The organism is Exiguobacterium sp. s70, from assembly GCF_018618315.1.
GTDB classification, from domain to species: Bacteria; Bacillota; Bacilli; order Exiguobacteriales; family Exiguobacteriaceae; genus Exiguobacterium; species Exiguobacterium chiriqhucha.
This window is the reverse complement of record NZ_JACSLV010000005.1, coordinates 117250-134317: the sequence shown is the minus strand read 5'-3', so window position 1 is coordinate 134317 and position 17068 is coordinate 117250. Positions and strand designations below refer to the sequence as shown.

Below are 17068 nucleotides of genomic sequence, written 5' to 3'. Positions count from 1 at the left end.
AAACGTGAACATTATGTTTTACATTCTTGTGAAAGTTGTAACAATCTCATGAACGTTGGCTTAAAGCCATTTTTGTAAGCGCTTTAAAATCTGTTATAACGCATTTCTCATTCACTATGAAACAGATAATTCACGTCACGATAGGATTTACATCGATTCTGTATCATCTGAATTCGGATGTGACGATTTATACAGTTTTTAGTGTGATGTATATCACGACTCGGGGATAGAACTTGAATTTTTGCCTTACATCGGACACAATGAAGGCAGAACATTGTAGAAGAGGAAGGGGTTCTTCCCATGACGTACGAATTATTGACAGCTGATCACGACTTGAAAGCCGGTGACCGCATCTCCCTTAAAGTAGAAGCGAACGGTGAACAACGTGATGGATTTATCACAGAATTTGAAGACGCAGGTTTTTGGATTCGGTTTGACGACGACATCGAAAACGAGGATTTCATCGACTACCGCGATAACTTGCTCGTTGCTCTCATCTCGCGCCCGATTGACGTGGCAGCGACGTATCCAGAGCTCGCTTCATACGAACGGTTGACGAAAGAATTGCAGTATCGTGTCTATCAAGGCTTCACCGTCGAAGGCGTCGAGGCGTCGGCTGACCAAATCGATGTGCACATCAAACTCATCGAGGACGGACAGACGTTCACACAGACACTCCGTTCTTCATTCGACCAAGACACGGAACATGTTCGCTATATCTAAGACAGGGAGCGCTTATGCTTCCTTTGTTTTTGCCCCACGATAAGGAGAATTGATATGAACTTTACAAAACCATTTATTAACGAAGCCTGGGATCGCCTTGGCTTTACTGAACCAATGCCGGTCCAAGCCGAAGCCTTCCCGCTTCTTCTTGACGGAAAAGACGTCACGATCGAAGCGCCGACAGGTACCGGGAAGACGCTTGCTTATTTGTTACCCGCCATTGAAAAAATCGACGCCTCGAACGACCGGATTCAAGTCGTCATCGTCGCGCCGACGCGTGAGCTCGTCATGCAGATTCAAACGGTCGCGCAACGCTTCACCGAGAAAGGTGATGTCCGCATCGCTTCATTTATTGGCGGTGTCGAATTGAAACGTCAAATCGACCGCTTGAAGAAAAAGCCCCATTTGATTGTCGGGACACCGGGCCGACTCGTCGAACTGATTGACAAGAAAAAATTGAAGCTTCATGAGACGCACACAATCGTCCTCGATGAAGCTGACCAAATCATCGATAGCGGATTAACAGAAGCTGCCGAACGCATCATCAAGCACACGGCGCACGAACATCAAATCGCCCTCGTATCGGCAACGCTCACAGACACGCTTCAAGCATGGGCGGCCCCGTTCTTGAAGGAGCCGGCACACGTGAAAATCGAACGAGCCGTGAGCAGTCAAGTGACGTACGGCTATATGTTGACGACACGCCGCTATAAGCCGGAACTGCTTCGTCGTTTGTCACACGTCAACGGCGTCAAAGCACTCGCTTTCATCAACAACCGTTCATTCTTGCCACCACTCCGAGGTGAACTCGACAAAATGAAAGTGAACTACCGGATGCTCGACAGCCTAAAAGGGAAACGCGAACGCGTGGAGACGCTCCGCGAATTCCGGAAAGGCGACTATCCACTTCTCATCACGACGGGTCTCGCGGCCCGTGGTCTCGACATCGAAGAAGTGACGCACGTCGTCCACTTCGATTTGCCAGAATCGATTGATGACTTCATTCATCGCTCCGGCCGGACGGCACGCGGGAATGCGGCCGGGACCGTGCTCTCGCTCGTGACGGACGAAGACTTGACGCACTTGAAATCGTTCGCTCGCCAACTCGGCGTCGAATTGAAAGAACTCGAGATTTATCGTGGCGACGTCATCGAGAAACGGATTGAGGATAAACCGCCGGTCGTGAAGCGTCCTGCGAACAAACGAGGACCGCGCCGATGAAAAAAGACCGGAAAGTAATTCCATTCCCTTTGCTTGTAGAAGAGTCCGAATTGCTGGCCGAGCTGAAAAAGTTGTATGAGCAAGCCGCGCTCGCGCGCAGCACACATTGGACGAACTATATTCAAGAGATCGCCTCGGAAGGCACATGGCAGTTGAAAGACGCCGAGCTATTCCGCGACCTGTTCATCGACTGGGCCGTCTTCTTCGAGACGGACGAGGACGGGATGACACCGCACGGCCGCTACTTGGCAGATCAAAAAGCCGACATGTCCCCTGCCTTGTATCACGCGCTCCGTGGCTTGGCGGTCCCGCGTTGCTCGGTGTTTGAAGTGACCGAGGAAGGACTGCGCGACTGGGAGACGAAAGAGACGTATCGCGTCAATCTCCCGGAAAAACGTGAGGTCGGTGACATCATGCTCGGCAAGCTGCTCGATATCCGAGGCAGCTGGCGTTTCGGGTCGGCGTTCCTCGCTCTTCCGGCGAAAATGGCCGGTAACGTATCGGACCTGTATATCGACTTCACCGATGAGGTCGGTCCGGGTGCGTTCCTCGATCAGTTCCCAGAGTTCTGTGCAGAACTGATCGACATGTTGCTCGATTTAGAAGACGGGGTCATCGTCCCGAAACCATCAAAATAACCGAGAGGCGGCTGCCTCTCGGTTATTTGTTATTGTACATAATATTTCGTGTTGGATAACAATGCCTTCGCCGCATCGTTCGTCGCCTTCACGACGGCGCTCGAGATGGCTTTCCCATCTTGATAGACGTCGATAACGGCCCCATCTTTCGTCGGGCGAATATGATACAGTTGGTTATCGACATACCAAGTCGTACCGACCGAACCATCGATGACTTGTCGCGTCGATTGCTTCCCTGTCTTCAAGTCGACAACGAATTCGGTCCCATCTTCCTGCAAGACGATTAATTGATCCTCATAGACGGTTGCGCCCCACATATCCCCTTCAGCTTTTAACTCGACGACACGCTTCTCTTCGGTGTCATAGGCATACACGCCTGGACGTTCCGTCTCGTTCGTGTACGTCTGACCATCTTCGGTTATCGTTTCGTATGTCCCAAGACGTACCGGGAGGAAACGATTATCGGCTGCGATGGTCATCCGGTTCTCATCGTAAAACCTAGATGTTCCGACAACACTAGAAATAAAGCCGTCTTCTATTGAGATTTCTTCAAGGGTGATTTCAGCCGCCCCTTCATCAAATACGGCGATTTTTGTTGCTGCCTGTCTGTCATAACCGTCACGATAAATCAAATGAACACGACCATCTTGAACGAATATGCCGTGCCAGTTCCCTTCCATGACTTCCACTGCACCGCTGACATTTGACGGGAACGTTGTCGTGGCAATGTCGTTGCCTTCGGTTCGGAAAAGAACGATTTCATCGTTTCCTTTTTGTCCGATGCCGACATACTCCTCTTTCGTGCGTAACGATTGGGTGAAACTAAGGTTTGTCATTTGACGATAGAACTTTCGCATCGTAGGATTGACCCGTTCGCGTTGTTTAAGCGCTTCTTCGACGTAATTTAAATGGGTCGTCACTTCGCTACCAGACCTGGTGATTTCAAACCGTTCCTGGACCTCATCCTCGGTTTCATAAAATGCTTGTATCTTTTGATTTTCCCATACACTTTCATTTGTTTTGACATCGAGCACCCACTCCGCCGTTGATGCTTTCGAATCAATGGCGAACGTACCGAGCCCGATGATGACGACCGCACCGAGCGCGGCCACATTCCACATTCGTTTCATCTGCTCACCTCACACACTTAATTTCTTCGTCAACTGACGATATCCAATCCAAACGACCCCAATAAACCAAATCACTAAAATAAGAGTGAAGACGGCCAGCGTCTCTTCCATGAACAGATAGTTCTCAATGATAAAGAACCCAATCATCGGCACAACTACGACAACCCCAATCATCAATAAGGCGAGGAACGGCGCCCACACCGTCCGTTGCCACAGGCTCCGTTCAATCAACACAAATGCGAAGATGAATAAGACGGCGAGGGCAATTAATACTTGATGGACAAAGAAGTTGAACAGTGACGCCGGGAACATGACCGAAAGCGCCCCATCGTAGCCGATGGCCTGTTCGAAGGAGCCACTCATCGGAATCATTTGCGAGTCCAACCAACTCGAAAACGCTATGTACTGGAGTTTGAGCGCAATCCACTGGACGGAGAACAAGCCAAGGATCATCAACATCATCGTCACTAGCTTCGCACCGAAGACGAGCATCCGTTGTTGCGGCATGAGCAATAGGCGCATCATGAACGTCCCACGGCCTTGGAAGTCACGGTACCAAATCCAAAAACTGAAGAATACCATCGCCGTGACAGCAACCCCAATCGACAAGATGAACGGTGTGCCACCAAGATAATTCCCGAACGTCAAAGTGTAATCCGGCGTTCCAGCACGACGCATTTCTTCATACATATTCGTCTCGCTCCATAGGAAGACGCCGAGCCAGGCGAACTGGGTGACGACGAGTAACGTGATTAAGATGAGATACGGTTTCGTCAACCGCTCGACTTCCCATCCGAGTAGTTTCAACAAATTCATGCGCCATACTCCTCTCTCATGACATCGACAATCGACTTCCCATGAATGAAGCGGACGTCCTCGACGTCGAACTCACGAACGATCCGGCCGCGGTTCAACATGACGGCCTTGTCGACCAAGTATTCGATATCTTCAATCTCGTGCGTCGTAATCAAGACGCCGCGGTCTTCCATAATGTCACTCGAGAACAACTCGACAATTTGTTCTTTCGAGAACACGTCGATGCCCGAGAACGGTTCGTCGAGCAATAGATAGTCCGGATCTTGGGCAATCCCGAGCGCCAAATTCACTTTGGCGAGCGTCCCTTTCGACAGCTCATTCAACTTGTCCTCTGGGAACAGCTTGAACTCGTCGACGAGACGGGCAAACAATTTCGGGTCGAACGTTGGATAAAAGTCGCGCATGAACGCCTCGCACTGTTCAATGGTGAAATGGATGGGAAACGTCGAATGGTCCGGTACGAACGCGACACGATTCAAATCAATCGGTTTGCCGTCGACAAGCACCGACCCCTGGTCGAACGGAGTCAGTCCCATGATGCCTTTTAAAATCGTCGATTTCCCGGTACCGTTCAACCCGATCAAGCACGTGATTTCCCCTTTTGGGGCCGTGAACGACACCTCTTCGATGACTTGTTTTTTGCGGTAACGCTTCTTAACTCCCAGTACTTCGATCATTAATATTCCCCTCCCCGTATTGCCGTTTGATTTTATCGACGAGCTCATCCATCGTGACGTCAAGTTCTTGAATCGATTCGACAAAGACAGCGACTGCCTCATCGACGAGTTCCGTGCGGATGCGTTTCAATACATGTTCATCGGTCGTCACGCGGCTCGGACGGTTCCGTTCGGTCGTAATCAATTGTTGTTCCTCCATCTCTTTGAACGCCTTTTGGACGGTGTTCGGATTGATTTTCAGTTCGGTCGCGAGCTCACGTCGCGACGGCATCTCTTCGCCCGCCTGCAGTTCGCCAAGCGCCATCTTCTTTTTGAAGTAATCGACGACTTGAATGTAAACCGGGGCTCTCGTGTTGAATTGTATGATCATGTTGTCACCTCTCTAAGTGTATGATGCGAATAATACACTATCTAACTGTATTATCACCATAGTACACTAACGGAGTCAACAGTTTTTTCCAAAACAAAAACGCATCCCCTATAAATGGATGCGTCAACTAGATGGAACGATTTGATCGGCCTGGGCTTGCGGGTTGATCGTTTTGATGTAATGCGCTTCTCCCGGCCAATACCGGCGTTCGTACTTAGCAAGCCGCTCCGACAAGTCGCCGATATACGTATCACGATTCAAGACCCGTTCATACCGGACTTCCCGCGGACAGTCGAGATAGACGATGTAGTCAAAATAAGGACGCCACTCGTCCCGCAATAAGAAGATCCCTTCGATCAAGACAAGTGTGTTCGGAGCAATCTCAATTGTTCGCATGTTGACCGCGTCCTGGTCTCGCTCATAATACGGCAACATCAGATTCGTCTGCCCTTCCCGAAGCGGTTTGAACAAGGTCTCCACGAGCAACTCGACGTCCCATTGGAGCGCATAATATTCCATCGCCTCTGACTGTCCCGTCGCGTAACGTCGGTGCCGCTCGACGATAAAGTCGTCAATATGTAACACCACTTCATTCGTTGCAATCCCGCGTAGTTGTTCGACCATCGTCGTCTTCCCTGCCCCGCTCAACCCGTCGATCGCGACGAGGAACGGCCGATCCGGCTCGCGTCTAACATATTCACGGTGAATATCTGCACGAAGTAGCTCCATCTTTCCATCTCCTCACATGAAAAAGTCAGCCCTAAAATACAGGGCTGACTTCAGTTTACCAGAGCACCCAACCTTTCGCTCCCGGCGGCGCACTTTCAATCAAGTGCCAAATCGGAATCGTATAGGCGAAGGCAATTAAAACGAACGTGACGGTAATCCAAAGCTTCCAATTCTCGAAGAAACGCGGTGTCTCCATCGCCGCCTCTTCGGTCTCGGCGAGCGGGAACTCCTCTTCTCCCTTCGGAGCGAGGAACGACAAGTTGAACATTGAATAGACGAAGATGAGGACCGAAATCAAGAGGATCGTCCCGCCAATCGCCATCGCGATGTGGTATGGAATCCATTCGCGCGTAAGCGCATCCGAGAAGTACGTTGCCGGACCGGTCCGACGCGGATTACCTTGCAGTCCTGAGATGTGCATTGCGTAAGACATGATCGACATTCCGAACGCCCACGTGCCTGCTTGAATTAATCCGATTCGATTCATCTTTTTCGTTAGAATACGACCGCGCAATACCGGCACGAGCCAATATGCCGTTCCGAAGAACGTCAAGGCGACGGCCGTTCCGACCGTGATATGGAAGTGGCCCGTGACCCAAAGTGTGTTGTGGACCATCGCGTTCAATTGGTGCGATGCGTTGATGATTCCGCCGGCTCCAGCCGGAATGAAGAACAACATGCCGACGAACGGAGCGAGGAAACGGACATCCCCATATGGCATCTTCTTGACCCAACCAAATAAACCGCGAGCTCCGAGTGCGCGGCCGCGCAGCTCGAACGTCGCAAAAAGCGAGAACGCCGTCATAAAAGACGGGATGACGACGAGGAACGTCAAGATGACTTGAACGAACTTCCAGAACGGTTCAATCCCTGGTTCCGTCAACTGGTGATGGAAGCCGACCGGGAACGAGAATAGCAGGAACAACAGGAATGCCATCCGGGCGAGCGCATCGGAGAAAATCTTTCCGCCGATGACTTTCGGCACGACCGTATACCAGACAATATAGGCCGGCATGAGCCAGAAATAGACGAGCGGATGACCGAAATACCAGAAGAGCGTCCGTGACAACTCGATTCCGACCGTGTCTTTCCAACCAAGCGAGAGCGGGAGCAGTTGGAATAAAATCGTTCCGGCGACACCGAGCGTGGCGATGACCCACAAGAGCATCGTCATGATACTCATATACGCCGGAAGCGGCGGATGAATACCTGGGTTCTCCCGTTTGTAGTCCGCATACATCCGGAACATGGCGAACGCCGATAACCACGTACCGACGACGAACAAGACGAGACCGATATAAAACACTGGGTCGGCCATGAGTGGTGCGTAGAACGTATACAAAACGGTCGCTTTATTGGCGAGCACCATGATCGTGACGAGCACGGCGCCGGCGATAATCATCCAAAACCCGAGCCAAGCAACCCTCGTTGGGAACGACTCAAAGCGTCCGAACGACTTGGCGAGGAGCGCGTAAAGCAGACCGATGATGAACATTGTCGTGAAAACGAGACCGAGCATGATGCCGTGTGCAGTCAACAGTTGATAATAGCCGAACACTTCCGGGATGACACCGGTCCGGATGAGCGTCTGCATGAGTCCGGCTAGTCCACCGATTAAGACGGCGAGGACCGAGATGACGACGTGGGCATAGGCGAGGCGTGCTTCTTTGACACCGATACTCGGTACCGGTACGCCGCGTTCCATTTCCCACTGCTTTAGTTTTGAGGCTACGTCATTCATTTAGTCCACCACCTTAATTTTTGTCGACATCATGTGATGTCCGGTACCACAATATTCGTTACAAAGTATTAAAAATTCGCCCGCCTCATCGAACGTATACGTGAGCGAGTTGATATGACCAGGTACGACCATCATATTGACCGGTGTGCCCGTCAACTGGAAACCGTGAACGACGTCCGGTGACGTGACGAGAAACGTGACTTTCGCCCCTTTTGGAATCTCGACGTTGCCCGGCGTGAACGTGAACGCTTGCGCGACCATGACAAGTTCATATTCGTTGTCGTCAATTTTATGAAGTCCCGGTTTGTCGAACGGTGCGGTTTGATGTACTTTCGCCGGATCGATTAAATCCGCGTCCGAAGCCGGTTGATTTCCTGCCGCAAAGGCAGAGATACCAAGCACGGTTAAAAACACACCTAATAAAATGATGCCGAATACAAGCCAATATTTTTCAAGTTTATGAATATGCATCTGTTGCTCTCCTCCTGCTCGTTATCGCGTCATAAATAGGTAAAACACTGACGACCACATGGCAATGATGACGCCCGCGACAATCATGACCGATGTGAACGTGCCTTTTAAGTTCGGTTCTTGTCCATCGTTTTTCTCCACGTGAAGGACCCCTTTCCCTGTGATTTCCACTTTTATTGTATGAAATGGGATGGGGATTAATATGTGACATTTATCACTCCAAAAGTGACAATCACATCAAATTTGCGTAGTTTCCACACATAAAGTTCACATTTGGTATAAAGGCATACAAAAAAGGCGATTGTCCCGACACGAATCGAGTCAACCACCTGTTCGGTTTCACGCGCTTTGACAAGGTGAAATGTTGCAGCTCTCTTGAAAGATTAAAGCCGACAGATACCGGCGGGACAGCCTTCGCAGTAACATAGTTCTTTCAAGAAATCGATGTCATGCAAAATCATCTCTGTCCCCGTCGTCGTCAACATGCCTTCCTTCCGCCACTGGTTCATCATCCGATTCACCGTCTCGCGAGGTGCGCCAATCAGCTGACCGAGCTCCCCGTCTGACGGATGTTTCGGCACGACGATCCCTTCTGCTGACTCGACGCCGTCCATCGCCGCCATGCGTAATAACGTGGAGGCGAGGGCACCCGGTTTCCCATATAGCAGCAAGTCACGGAGTTTCATCTCGGACTGCTTGCGCATCATCGACGTCCACCGCAATACTTCAGTGGCCAACTGCGCATCGCGCCGAACGAGTTCATCCATCTCTTGCTTCGAGATCCAACCGATGACACTGTCCGATGTCGTCTCGATGCTATACGAACTCGGGAACACCTCGTCGATATCGAACTCCCCGAAGAAGTCGTCCGCCCCATAGATGAACATGATGAGTGCGCTCCCTTTTTTCGTCAGCTTCGTGAATTTGACGGAACCGCTCTTCAAATAAAAGAACTTGTTGCACTTCTCGCCTTCCCAACAAACGATGCTCCCTTTCGAATGATCTTGAAACGTCATCATCTCGAGCAAGAGCTGTTTCGTCTCTTGCGAAAAGACAAAGCTGTTCGGTTTGGTCGTTCCGCATTTCATAGTCATGTTATCTGCTCCCTCCACTAATCGTATATCTGATTAAGTCTCGTACGTCATGTGTATGGCTATATTATACAAGAGGTATGTAGCTAGTTTCATAAAAGTATGTGACATTTCAAACAATCTTCTTATTCTTTGCCCACAAAAAAAGACTGCAGGCTCCCTGCAGTCTAGTCTGGTCAACGGTAGACGAGTCGAATCAACTTCTCGGCCGCTTTGAAGTTCGGATAACGAATTGGTAAATCAAATTTCGTCGTGTTTCGTAAAATCGATTTGGCGTGACTAAACGTCTCAAAACTGTAACGTCCATGGTACGAGCCCATCCCGCTCTCGCCGACGCCGCCGAACGGCAGGTTCGGGTTCGTCAAATGCATGAGCACGTCATTGACACAGCCTCCACCGAACGTGAGGTGTTTCATCACGGTCTGCTCCACGGCTTTCGTCTCGGTGAACAAATAGAGCGCGAGCGGATGCGGACGCGATGACACAAACTCAATCACTTCGTCGAGTTGGCGGTACGTGAGGACTGGTAGAATCGGTCCGAAAATCTCATCTTTCATCACGTTCGCGTCCTCCTCGATATCCGTCAACACGGTCGGGGCAATCTTCAATTCATCCCGGTCCGTCTGGCCACCAAAGAAAATGTCTCCTTCTGTCAAATATGCGGTCAAGCGGTCGAAGTGGGTCTCATTGACGATTCGTGTGAACCGTTTCGTCCCGACGCCGTTTCCGAACATCGTGAACGCCTCCCGTTTGATGGCCTCGAGGAATGCCTCTCGTTTAGATTCGTGGACAAGGACGTAATCCGGAGCGACGCATGTCTGCCCGGCATTCATCCATTTGCCCCAGGCGATGCGCTTGGCTGCAATTTCGATATTGGCATCTTCATGGACGATGGCCGGTGATTTCCCACCAAGTTCGAGCGTGACGGGCGTCAAGTGCTTCGCCGCCGCTTCCATGACGATTTTCCCGACTGGCGTCGACCCTGTGAAGAAGATATGGTCCCATTTCTGGGCAAGCAACTCGGTCGCAACGTCCTTATCCCCTTCGACGCTGACGACGTAGCGGTCGGTGAACGCCCGTTCGAGCACTTTCGTGATCATTTGGGCGACGTTCGGTGTCAATTCCGAAGGTTTCACGACAGCCGTGTTGCCTGCGGCAATCGCTCCGATGAGCGGCGCCATCGCCAATTGAAACGGATAGTTCCACGGAGCGATCACGAGTACCGTTCCGTAAGGTTCATACATGACCTCACTTTGCGTCCCCAGATGGATTGAGGCGCCACGGACACGTTTCGGGCGCATCCAACGCTTCAACTCACGTGTCGTCCGTGTGATTTCGTCATAGACGAAACCGATCTCCGTCGTGAACGCGTCGAGTTCTGATTTGTTCAAATCCTGCTCCAACGCTTGAAGAATCTCTGCTTCATGATGCTTGATTGACTCTTTTAAAAACGTCAACATGCTGAGACGGAATGCGAGCGACTTGGTCGCTTGCGTCCGAAAGAAGCGACGCTGTTTACGAATGAGCTCTTCAATGGTCAACTGTTCGATTGGTGCGAGCATAAATCTGCCTCCCTTGGATGATAACGCTAGCTTCATCTTATCATCTTCACTCGGTCAGCGACCATTTTGAACCTTCGATATGCGTCCGTCCTATCTGACAGGCACGTCCCGTTTCTTCGTTTGTTGCATGACGACAAATATCAAACCGGCGACGAGCAGGATGCCACCTGTCAGCGCGAATTTTTGTGTCAGCGTAATCGAGAGCCAGCCTAACAATGCCGAGCCCGTCACTGTCCCGAGCGAGAAGAACGCATAAAAATAGCCGTACGACTTACCACGATTGGCCTGATTCGTCGCTTTAATCAACATCGTATTGATGGCTGGGAATAAGATGGCGAACCCGACGCCATACAAGGCGAGGACAGCGTACAAGAGGAGCGACGTCTCTGATTGGCCAATCAACAGTTGGCTCACACCGAGAATGCCGACACCGAGTGCCGCGAGCTTCGCTGGTTCGATTTGGTCGAATAGGCGATTCGTCGGCAACACAAACACGAGCACCGCCATGATACCGAACGTGCTGAGCAATGTCCCGCTCAGACGAGAGTCATACCCGAGCGCCTGCACGTAAAGGGGAAGCAAGTACGCGATTGCCCCTTGCGAGAACATCAAGAGGAAGGCGCCGATATACGCTTTCACTACGTCTCGTTCCAGACGCGACGTCCCTTCATCTGTACGATGGGAAGGTTCAAGCGTTAACTTCGACGGGCGCAAAAAGACGAGTGCGAGGAGCGCGACGGCTACCCCGAACAGCGCGACGTACGTGAAGACGATCGGCACGGTCGTCTGGCTGGCCATGATGCCGCTGAACGCCGGACCGACGATGGCTGCCAAACCAACAAAACTGCCGGTCAATGCCACTTTTTTACCTTGTCGGTTCGCGGCAGTCAGATTGGCGGACAACGTGAACGCGGCTGGGACAATCAAACCCGCTACAAAGCCGTGCACGATCCGGACAATTAATAGCGTCGTCGCTGTGTCGACGAGATGATACGACAAGAGACTGAGGCTCGACAGCGCAAGACCAACGAGCAAGATGACGATCGGACCAATCCGGTCGGTCCAAATGCCGGATAAAATGTTGCCGAACGTATTCGACAACGAGTAGACGGCGATGACGAGCCCTGCGATGAACGGTGTCGCACCAACCGATGTCGCAAACGTGCTCATGACCGGAAGCTGGGCGAATAAATCAAAGAAGGCAAAAAAGACGATACTATAAATGACAAAAGCGGACGCTTTATTCATGATGACAACTCCTTGATCCAGCCCGATACGGGAACTGTTCGTTTCAGCTTCAGTCTAGCCTGCCAGTTTCACTTTGTATACAAGACAAGGCGCGCGGACACAAAAACGCCTTACAAACCAATGGTCTGTAAGGCGTGTTCATTAGTTTGTGACTTCGACCGCTGTATCGAGTGCGACACGAATCATTTCGTCAAACGTCGATTGACGCTCTTCCGATGTCGTCTCTTCACCTGTCAACAAGTGGTCTGAGATTGTGAGGATCGTCAACGCATTCACTTTGTGTTTCGCAGCGAGTGTGTAGAGACCTGCCGCTTCCATCTCGATGGCGAGGCAACCGAAGTCGGCCCACTTCTTGAAATGGTGGAAATCATCCTGGTAGAACTGGTCGGCTGTGAAGATTTGACCGACTTTGACCGGAATACCAGCCTTTTCGGCGTTCAAATATGCACGATGTAGGAGGTCGAACGTCGCTGTCGGTGCATAGTCCATGCCGTTGAAACGAACCCGGTTTTGGGCCATCTCACTCGATGCACTCATCGCGATGACGACGTCACGTACTTTGACGTCTTCTTGAATTCCGCCAGCCGTACCGACACGAATCAAGTTTTTTACGCCGTATGACATAATCAATTCGTTCACGTAAATCGACATCGATGGAACACCCATCCCAGTCCCTTGAACGGAAATACGTTTTCCTTTATATGTTCCTGTGAAGCCATACATGCCGCGGACTTCGTTGTATAACTCAACATCCTCGAGGAACGTCTCCGCGATATATTTCGCACGCAACGGATCTCCTGGCAATAATACCGTTTCTGCGATTTGTCCTGCTTCTGCCCCAATGTGTACACTCATGATTAAATTCCTCCTTCAAGATAGTCGTTGGCACTGCTCCCGATATTCATTCGGGGTGATACCAATCTGTTTTTTGAAGACTTTCCGGAAATACTTATCATCCGAAAAGCCGACCGCTTGGGCGACTTCATAAATACGTTGTCTACTCGTCTCAAGGAGACGTTTCGCCTCGAGCATCCGGATCGACAGCAAGTATTCGGATAAGTTGACGCCGTACTGCTGTTTGAAGCGACGCGATATGTATTCGCGGCTCAAGTAAAAGCGCTCGCTCATCCCTTGTAAGCTGAGTTCTTCCGCATAATGGCGTTCGATGAACGCGCCAATCTGTAGAATCGGATCGTCTTCGTCAGGAATGACGTCGGCGAGGGCACGTGCGAGCGTCTCGTTCAAGACATCCGGGTCAATCGGTTTCAGCAAGTAGTCGAAACTGCCTAGCTGGATCGCGCGCCGCATGTACGAATATTCGTCATAGCCCGTCAAGACGATCAGTTTGGCCGTCTCCGCCTCCATATGGACCCACTCCATCAACTCGATGCCGTTACATCGAGGCATTTGAAGGTCCGATAAAATCAACGCCGGCCGTTCTTTGACGATAATCCGTTTCGCTTCTTCCCCGTCTTGCGCCTCAATCACTTTCGTGACGCCGAGCCGGTCCCACTCCCCGAGCAGTTTCACCGCTTCCCGTACCGGCGATTCATCATCAACGATCAACACTTTCGTCATGACGCATCCGCCTCCTTTACGGCCGGGAAACGCATGACAATACGAAATCCGCCTGTCTCTGGTGTAGCCAACATAAATTGAGCCTCCCGATTATAGTTTAACATGAGTCGATCCCGAATGTTCTTTAAACCGGTACCTTCCGCCCCATTCAATGGCTCGGTCGATACCTCGATCCGTTCTTTCAATAGCGTCAACTCTTCATCCGAGAGATCGCGTCCGCTATTCTCACAATGAATCACAAGATTTTGTCCCGACTGATGAATTCGCACGGAGAAACGGTTGGCCGCTGTCGCACCGTCGCGCTCAAACCCATGCTTGAAAAAGTTCTCGGCGAGCGGCTGCAAAATCATCTTCGGCACAATCAAATCGAGGAGCGGCTCCGGCACATCGACCTCAATCTCAAATTGATCCGGGAACCGGACTTGTTGCAAGCGAATGTAGGACGTGAGGTGATCGACTTCTCGCTTTAGCGTCACGAGCGACTCATCAGGGTGCATCGTATAGCGCATCATCGAGGAGAGCTGCGTGATGAGACGGTACACCGTCTTGCCATCGCCTTTCAATGCGAGCGTCCCGATTGACTGCAAGGCGTTGAACAGGAAGTGTGGGTTCGTCTGGGCTTGGAGCGCCCTCAGCTCATTCGTCCGATTCTCGAGCGCCAATCGGTACTCCCGTTGAATCAAATCATCGATTCGTTCAATCATCCGCTTGAACTGCCGTCCGAGCACGCCGAACTCATCATTTCCGAGGGAATCGAATGAGACCGTCATGTCCCCTTGTTCGATTCGCCAAATGTTCGACGTGAGCGTCTTGATTGGAGTCGTCAAACGCATCGAGGCATAGGTCGCCCCAATCAATGCCAATACGAGCGACACCATCCCGACGACAAAGATGATGAACGACGTCCGCGACGCCGGCTCGGTCAACAATCGATCCGGTATCGATTTTCCGACGTAGAACGTCTGGTTCTCAAACTCGAACGATTTGACGATACGGTGATGCTTTCCATCGCTCGACAGCGAGTTCGTCGATACATTTTGCGGGATTTCACCGTCACCGAGTTGTGCGAACACTTGATTGCCTCCCCCGACGAACCAGAGGCTCTCGCTCGGATTGTTCTGTAGTGAGGCGAGTTGGCCGATGAAAATGTCCTCCGGAATATCAATCGACAATATCGCGAGTGGCTGATCCGTCTCGATTTTGTCGAGTCGGAAATGGAGTGTGACGACCTGCTCTTCCGAGACGAGCGGCCCGAAATCATGATAGGGCACGAGCGGATGCGAGGCCTCAAGCAGGACGCGGCTCTCCTCATATTTCAATAGTTGTTGCTGAATCTCACTTGGCTGCCGTTTCGAGCGCGGGGACACTTTCATCTTATAGGCGGCGAACGAATCCATATCCTCAAGCATGAGCAGTTGGATTTGGGCCACATCCTCACGGGATAAGTACATCCCGAGCAGCGCCCGTCGTACCTCGAGTTCAGTCTGTTCGAGCGACAGTCCCGGGCCGTACTCGAGAATATCGAGCACATCCCGATTCGCATACAGACTCGTCGGCAAGCGACTCAAGTCCGAGACATACCGTTCCATCTGTAGTGTGCCTCGCTCAAGCGACCATTCCGTGAGCTGAAGCCCCCGTTCCCGCTCCCGGTCTTTGACGTACCAAAAGGAAATGATCGTCGCCAAAATGACGGGAACGATAATCGTCAATGCGATCATTCCCGTCAGCTTCGTCCGAATGCTCATCCACGTATCGCCTCCTCGCTGTCATTATATCACGGCTTATGCAAGCGTTTGCAATACTTGAAAATAAAAAGGTCTATGACCTTTGTTCCGGCCATAAACCTCGTTATTTATTCGTATGATTGAATCAATTCGATGATGCCTGTCGGTTGCCCGGAGTCAGCTGCGAGTTCGGCCGGCGTCATGCCATCCTCGTTCTCAAGCGAGACGTCGGCGCCGTTCTCAAGCAACAACCCAACCGTATCGATGTCCACGCCTTCATTATAGAGCAAGTTATGAAGCGGCGTGTCGCCGTACAAGTCTTGCGTGTTGACGTCAGCCCCGTCTGCCAGTAAGGCCTCAAACTCTTCGTACGTTGCGGCGTTGTAGGCAAGTTCTTGAATCGGCTCTTCTGCCATGGCATCAAGCGAGCCGAACCCTTCTGAGAAGCCAGTCAATCCGTCGCTCGTGAACAACCAGGCGACAATGGCCACATTGACAATGACACTCAATACAATCGTCCCGATAATCGACCCTTTGACATACCCTGCCGTCTTGAAGACCGGAACGTTCGTCTCACCGGCGTTCGTCGCGATGGCCGCAATTCGTTTCGGGAGTGGCGGATGTGTCGATAACAACTCGCTCAACTTGGCGATAAATCCGTTCTCACGACTCGCTTCATATAAGTAGTCAAACTCGCTCACTTCTTTTGCCAATTTCCCACCAATCGCAAGAATCGTGAGAGCACGTTTCGATGCCGCCTGATCTTGAATATGATGGGCGGCCATACGGTCACACGTAAACTCACAAGCACGCGAATAAGCCGACCCTAAAAACGGAATCCAACCGCCGAGCATCATCGCCCATTGTTTTTGGACATGATTCCGGCGAATATGTGCCAACTCATGGGCAATGACAAATTCAACTTCTTTCGTATATCCGTCACGTGACAACTCGACGACATCCGAATACAGAATGACCATGTTCTTTTGGAAGAAACGAGTCGCAAAAGCGTTCAAGACGCCTCCGGCTTGAAGAATGTACACGTCTGGGAGTAAGCGAATTCCCATTTCCTGCCCGACACGCTGATACGTCTGATACAGGTCGGCGAATTGACGCTCCGTGACTTTGACGCCGTTCGTGCGAATATATCCGATTTGGAGCCAGTGTGTGAATAGAGACAGTGCTAAAATTGATCCGATCACCCATAAAAAGATGCCGAGCGAGGCAATCGTGAAGACAATTCCTAGCACCACCGTCAACACGCTGGCGGCGACGAGCAGTCCAAAATACAATGTTTCGTTCTTATGTACCAATTGCGATTGTTTCATGTAAAAATCCCCTTCATTTTC

The 17068-nt window shown here is 51.2% G+C and carries 18 protein-coding genes; 3 read left to right on the top strand and 15 right to left on the bottom strand.

Features of this window, described 5'->3' with window-relative positions:
* The first annotated feature begins 300 nt into the window (after nucleotides 1–300).
* From KNP84_RS12135 to KNP84_RS12125, 3 genes are read left to right on the top strand one after another with little or no spacing between them, the layout of a single operon-like run.
* Nucleotides 301–723 carry a hypothetical protein gene (locus KNP84_RS12135; protein WP_021067807.1) on the top strand — a complete coding sequence of 141 codons (423 nt, stop codon included), beginning with the start codon at nucleotides 301–303 and terminating at the stop codon, nucleotides 721–723.
* A 54-nt stretch (nucleotides 724–777) separates the two neighbouring features.
* The gene (locus tag KNP84_RS12130; RefSeq protein ID WP_021067808.1) at nucleotides 778–1944 is read left to right on the top strand and encodes a DEAD/DEAH box helicase; all 1167 of its coding nucleotides are present in this window, start codon (nucleotides 778–780) and stop codon (nucleotides 1942–1944) included.
* Nucleotides 1941–2582, top strand: a complete 642-nt coding sequence (locus tag KNP84_RS12125; protein WP_021067809.1) for a hypothetical protein — start codon at nucleotides 1941–1943, stop codon at nucleotides 2580–2582. Before KNP84_RS12130 ends, KNP84_RS12125 begins: the two co-directional genes overlap by 4 nt.
* A 29-nt stretch (nucleotides 2583–2611) precedes the next feature.
* Here the strand turns inward: KNP84_RS12125 and KNP84_RS12120 are convergent, their stop codons facing one another.
* From KNP84_RS12120 to KNP84_RS12050, 15 genes are all read right to left on the bottom strand, one after another.
* Nucleotides 2612–3712, bottom strand: a complete 1101-nt coding sequence (locus tag KNP84_RS12120; RefSeq protein WP_214756677.1) for a hypothetical protein — start codon at nucleotides 3710–3712, stop codon at nucleotides 2612–2614.
* 9 nt (nucleotides 3713–3721) lie between these two features.
* Entirely contained in the window at nucleotides 3722–4528 is an 807-nt protein-coding gene (locus KNP84_RS12115) for a hypothetical protein (RefSeq protein ID WP_029596051.1), read from the bottom strand.
* A complete protein-coding gene (locus KNP84_RS12110; protein ID WP_215114864.1) occupies nucleotides 4525–5205 on the bottom strand; it encodes an ATP-binding cassette domain-containing protein in 681 nt (226 codons plus the stop codon). The genes KNP84_RS12115 and KNP84_RS12110 overlap by 4 nt, the downstream gene beginning before the upstream one ends.
* The gene (locus KNP84_RS12105) at nucleotides 5183–5575 is read right to left on the bottom strand and encodes a GntR family transcriptional regulator (RefSeq protein WP_021067813.1); all 393 of its coding nucleotides are present in this window, start codon (nucleotides 5573–5575) and stop codon (nucleotides 5183–5185) included. Before KNP84_RS12105 ends, KNP84_RS12110 begins: the two co-directional genes overlap by 23 nt.
* Before the next feature lie 123 nt (nucleotides 5576–5698).
* On the bottom strand, nucleotides 5699–6304 hold the full coding sequence (locus KNP84_RS12100; protein WP_021067814.1) for a kinase: 606 nt from the start codon (nucleotides 6302–6304) through the stop codon (nucleotides 5699–5701).
* A 55-nt stretch (nucleotides 6305–6359) separates the two neighbouring features.
* Complete coding sequence (locus tag KNP84_RS12095) at nucleotides 6360–8045, bottom strand: b(o/a)3-type cytochrome-c oxidase subunit 1 (RefSeq protein ID WP_021067815.1); 1686 nt, start codon at nucleotides 8043–8045, stop codon at nucleotides 6360–6362.
* Nucleotides 8046–8516: a cytochrome c oxidase subunit II gene (locus KNP84_RS12090; protein ID WP_021067816.1), complete on the bottom strand. Its 471-nt coding sequence runs from the start codon at nucleotides 8514–8516 to the stop codon at nucleotides 8046–8048.
* A 21-nt stretch (nucleotides 8517–8537) separates the two neighbouring features.
* Nucleotides 8538–8657 carry a hypothetical protein gene (locus KNP84_RS12085; RefSeq protein WP_021067817.1) on the bottom strand — a complete coding sequence of 40 codons (120 nt, stop codon included), beginning with the start codon at nucleotides 8655–8657 and terminating at the stop codon, nucleotides 8538–8540.
* A gap of 242 nt (nucleotides 8658–8899) precedes the next feature.
* Nucleotides 8900–9610 (bottom strand): Crp/Fnr family transcriptional regulator, encoded by a 711-nt coding sequence (locus KNP84_RS12080; RefSeq protein WP_021067818.1) that lies wholly within the window; start codon nucleotides 9608–9610, stop codon nucleotides 8900–8902.
* A 173-nt stretch (nucleotides 9611–9783) separates the two neighbouring features.
* Nucleotides 9784–11169: an aldehyde dehydrogenase gene (locus KNP84_RS12075; RefSeq protein ID WP_021067819.1), complete on the bottom strand. Its 1386-nt coding sequence runs from the start codon at nucleotides 11167–11169 to the stop codon at nucleotides 9784–9786.
* 90 nt (nucleotides 11170–11259) lie between these two features.
* Nucleotides 11260–12417, bottom strand: a complete 1158-nt coding sequence (locus KNP84_RS12070; protein WP_021067820.1) for an MFS transporter — start codon at nucleotides 12415–12417, stop codon at nucleotides 11260–11262.
* A gap of 141 nt (nucleotides 12418–12558) precedes the next feature.
* Nucleotides 12559–13272 carry a purine-nucleoside phosphorylase gene (deoD, locus tag KNP84_RS12065; protein ID WP_021067821.1) on the bottom strand — a complete coding sequence of 238 codons (714 nt, stop codon included), beginning with the start codon at nucleotides 13270–13272 and terminating at the stop codon, nucleotides 12559–12561.
* A 15-nt stretch (nucleotides 13273–13287) separates the two neighbouring features.
* Nucleotides 13288–13995: a response regulator transcription factor gene (locus KNP84_RS12060; protein ID WP_021067822.1), complete on the bottom strand. Its 708-nt coding sequence runs from the start codon at nucleotides 13993–13995 to the stop codon at nucleotides 13288–13290.
* The gene (locus KNP84_RS12055; protein WP_021067823.1) at nucleotides 13992–15740 is read right to left on the bottom strand and encodes a sensor histidine kinase; all 1749 of its coding nucleotides are present in this window, start codon (nucleotides 15738–15740) and stop codon (nucleotides 13992–13994) included. Before KNP84_RS12055 ends, KNP84_RS12060 begins: the two co-directional genes overlap by 4 nt.
* Before the next feature lie 107 nt (nucleotides 15741–15847).
* Nucleotides 15848–17047 (bottom strand): M48 family metallopeptidase, encoded by a 1200-nt coding sequence (locus tag KNP84_RS12050; RefSeq protein WP_021067824.1) that lies wholly within the window; start codon nucleotides 17045–17047, stop codon nucleotides 15848–15850.
* Nucleotides 17048–17068: the final 21 nt, after the last annotated feature.

Coding starts and splice junctions, on each gene's coding strand:
- KNP84_RS12135 (WP_021067807.1), top strand. CDS start 301: ATGACGTACGAATTATTGACAGCTGATCACGACTTGAAAGCCGGTGAC.
- KNP84_RS12130 (WP_021067808.1), top strand. CDS start 778: ATGAACTTTACAAAACCATTTATTAACGAAGCCTGGGATCGCCTTGGC.
- KNP84_RS12125 (WP_021067809.1), top strand. CDS start 1,941: ATGAAAAAAGACCGGAAAGTAATTCCATTCCCTTTGCTTGTAGAAGAG.
- KNP84_RS12120 (WP_214756677.1), bottom strand. CDS start 3,712: ATGAAACGAATGTGGAATGTGGCCGCGCTCGGTGCGGTCGTCATCATC.
- KNP84_RS12115 (WP_029596051.1), bottom strand. CDS start 4,528: ATGAATTTGTTGAAACTACTCGGATGGGAAGTCGAGCGGTTGACGAAA.
- KNP84_RS12110 (WP_215114864.1), bottom strand. CDS start 5,205: ATGATCGAAGTACTGGGAGTTAAGAAGCGTTACCGCAAAAAACAAGTC.
- KNP84_RS12105 (WP_021067813.1), bottom strand. CDS start 5,575: ATGATCATACAATTCAACACGAGAGCCCCGGTTTACATTCAAGTCGTC.
- KNP84_RS12100 (WP_021067814.1), bottom strand. CDS start 6,304: ATGGAGCTACTTCGTGCAGATATTCACCGTGAATATGTTAGACGCGAG.
- KNP84_RS12095 (WP_021067815.1), bottom strand. CDS start 8,045: ATGAATGACGTAGCCTCAAAACTAAAGCAGTGGGAAATGGAACGCGGC.
- KNP84_RS12090 (WP_021067816.1), bottom strand. CDS start 8,516: ATGCATATTCATAAACTTGAAAAATATTGGCTTGTATTCGGCATCATT.
- KNP84_RS12080 (WP_021067818.1), bottom strand. CDS start 9,610: ATGACTATGAAATGCGGAACGACCAAACCGAACAGCTTTGTCTTTTCG.
- KNP84_RS12075 (WP_021067819.1), bottom strand. CDS start 11,169: ATGCTCGCACCAATCGAACAGTTGACCATTGAAGAGCTCATTCGTAAA.
- KNP84_RS12070 (WP_021067820.1), bottom strand. CDS start 12,417: ATGAATAAAGCGTCCGCTTTTGTCATTTATAGTATCGTCTTTTTTGCC.
- deoD (WP_021067821.1), bottom strand. CDS start 13,272: ATGAGTGTACACATTGGGGCAGAAGCAGGACAAATCGCAGAAACGGTA.
- KNP84_RS12060 (WP_021067822.1), bottom strand. CDS start 13,995: ATGACGAAAGTGTTGATCGTTGATGATGAATCGCCGGTACGGGAAGCG.
- KNP84_RS12055 (WP_021067823.1), bottom strand. CDS start 15,740: ATGAGCATTCGGACGAAGCTGACGGGAATGATCGCATTGACGATTATC.
- KNP84_RS12050 (WP_021067824.1), bottom strand. CDS start 17,047: ATGAAACAATCGCAATTGGTACATAAGAACGAAACATTGTATTTTGGA.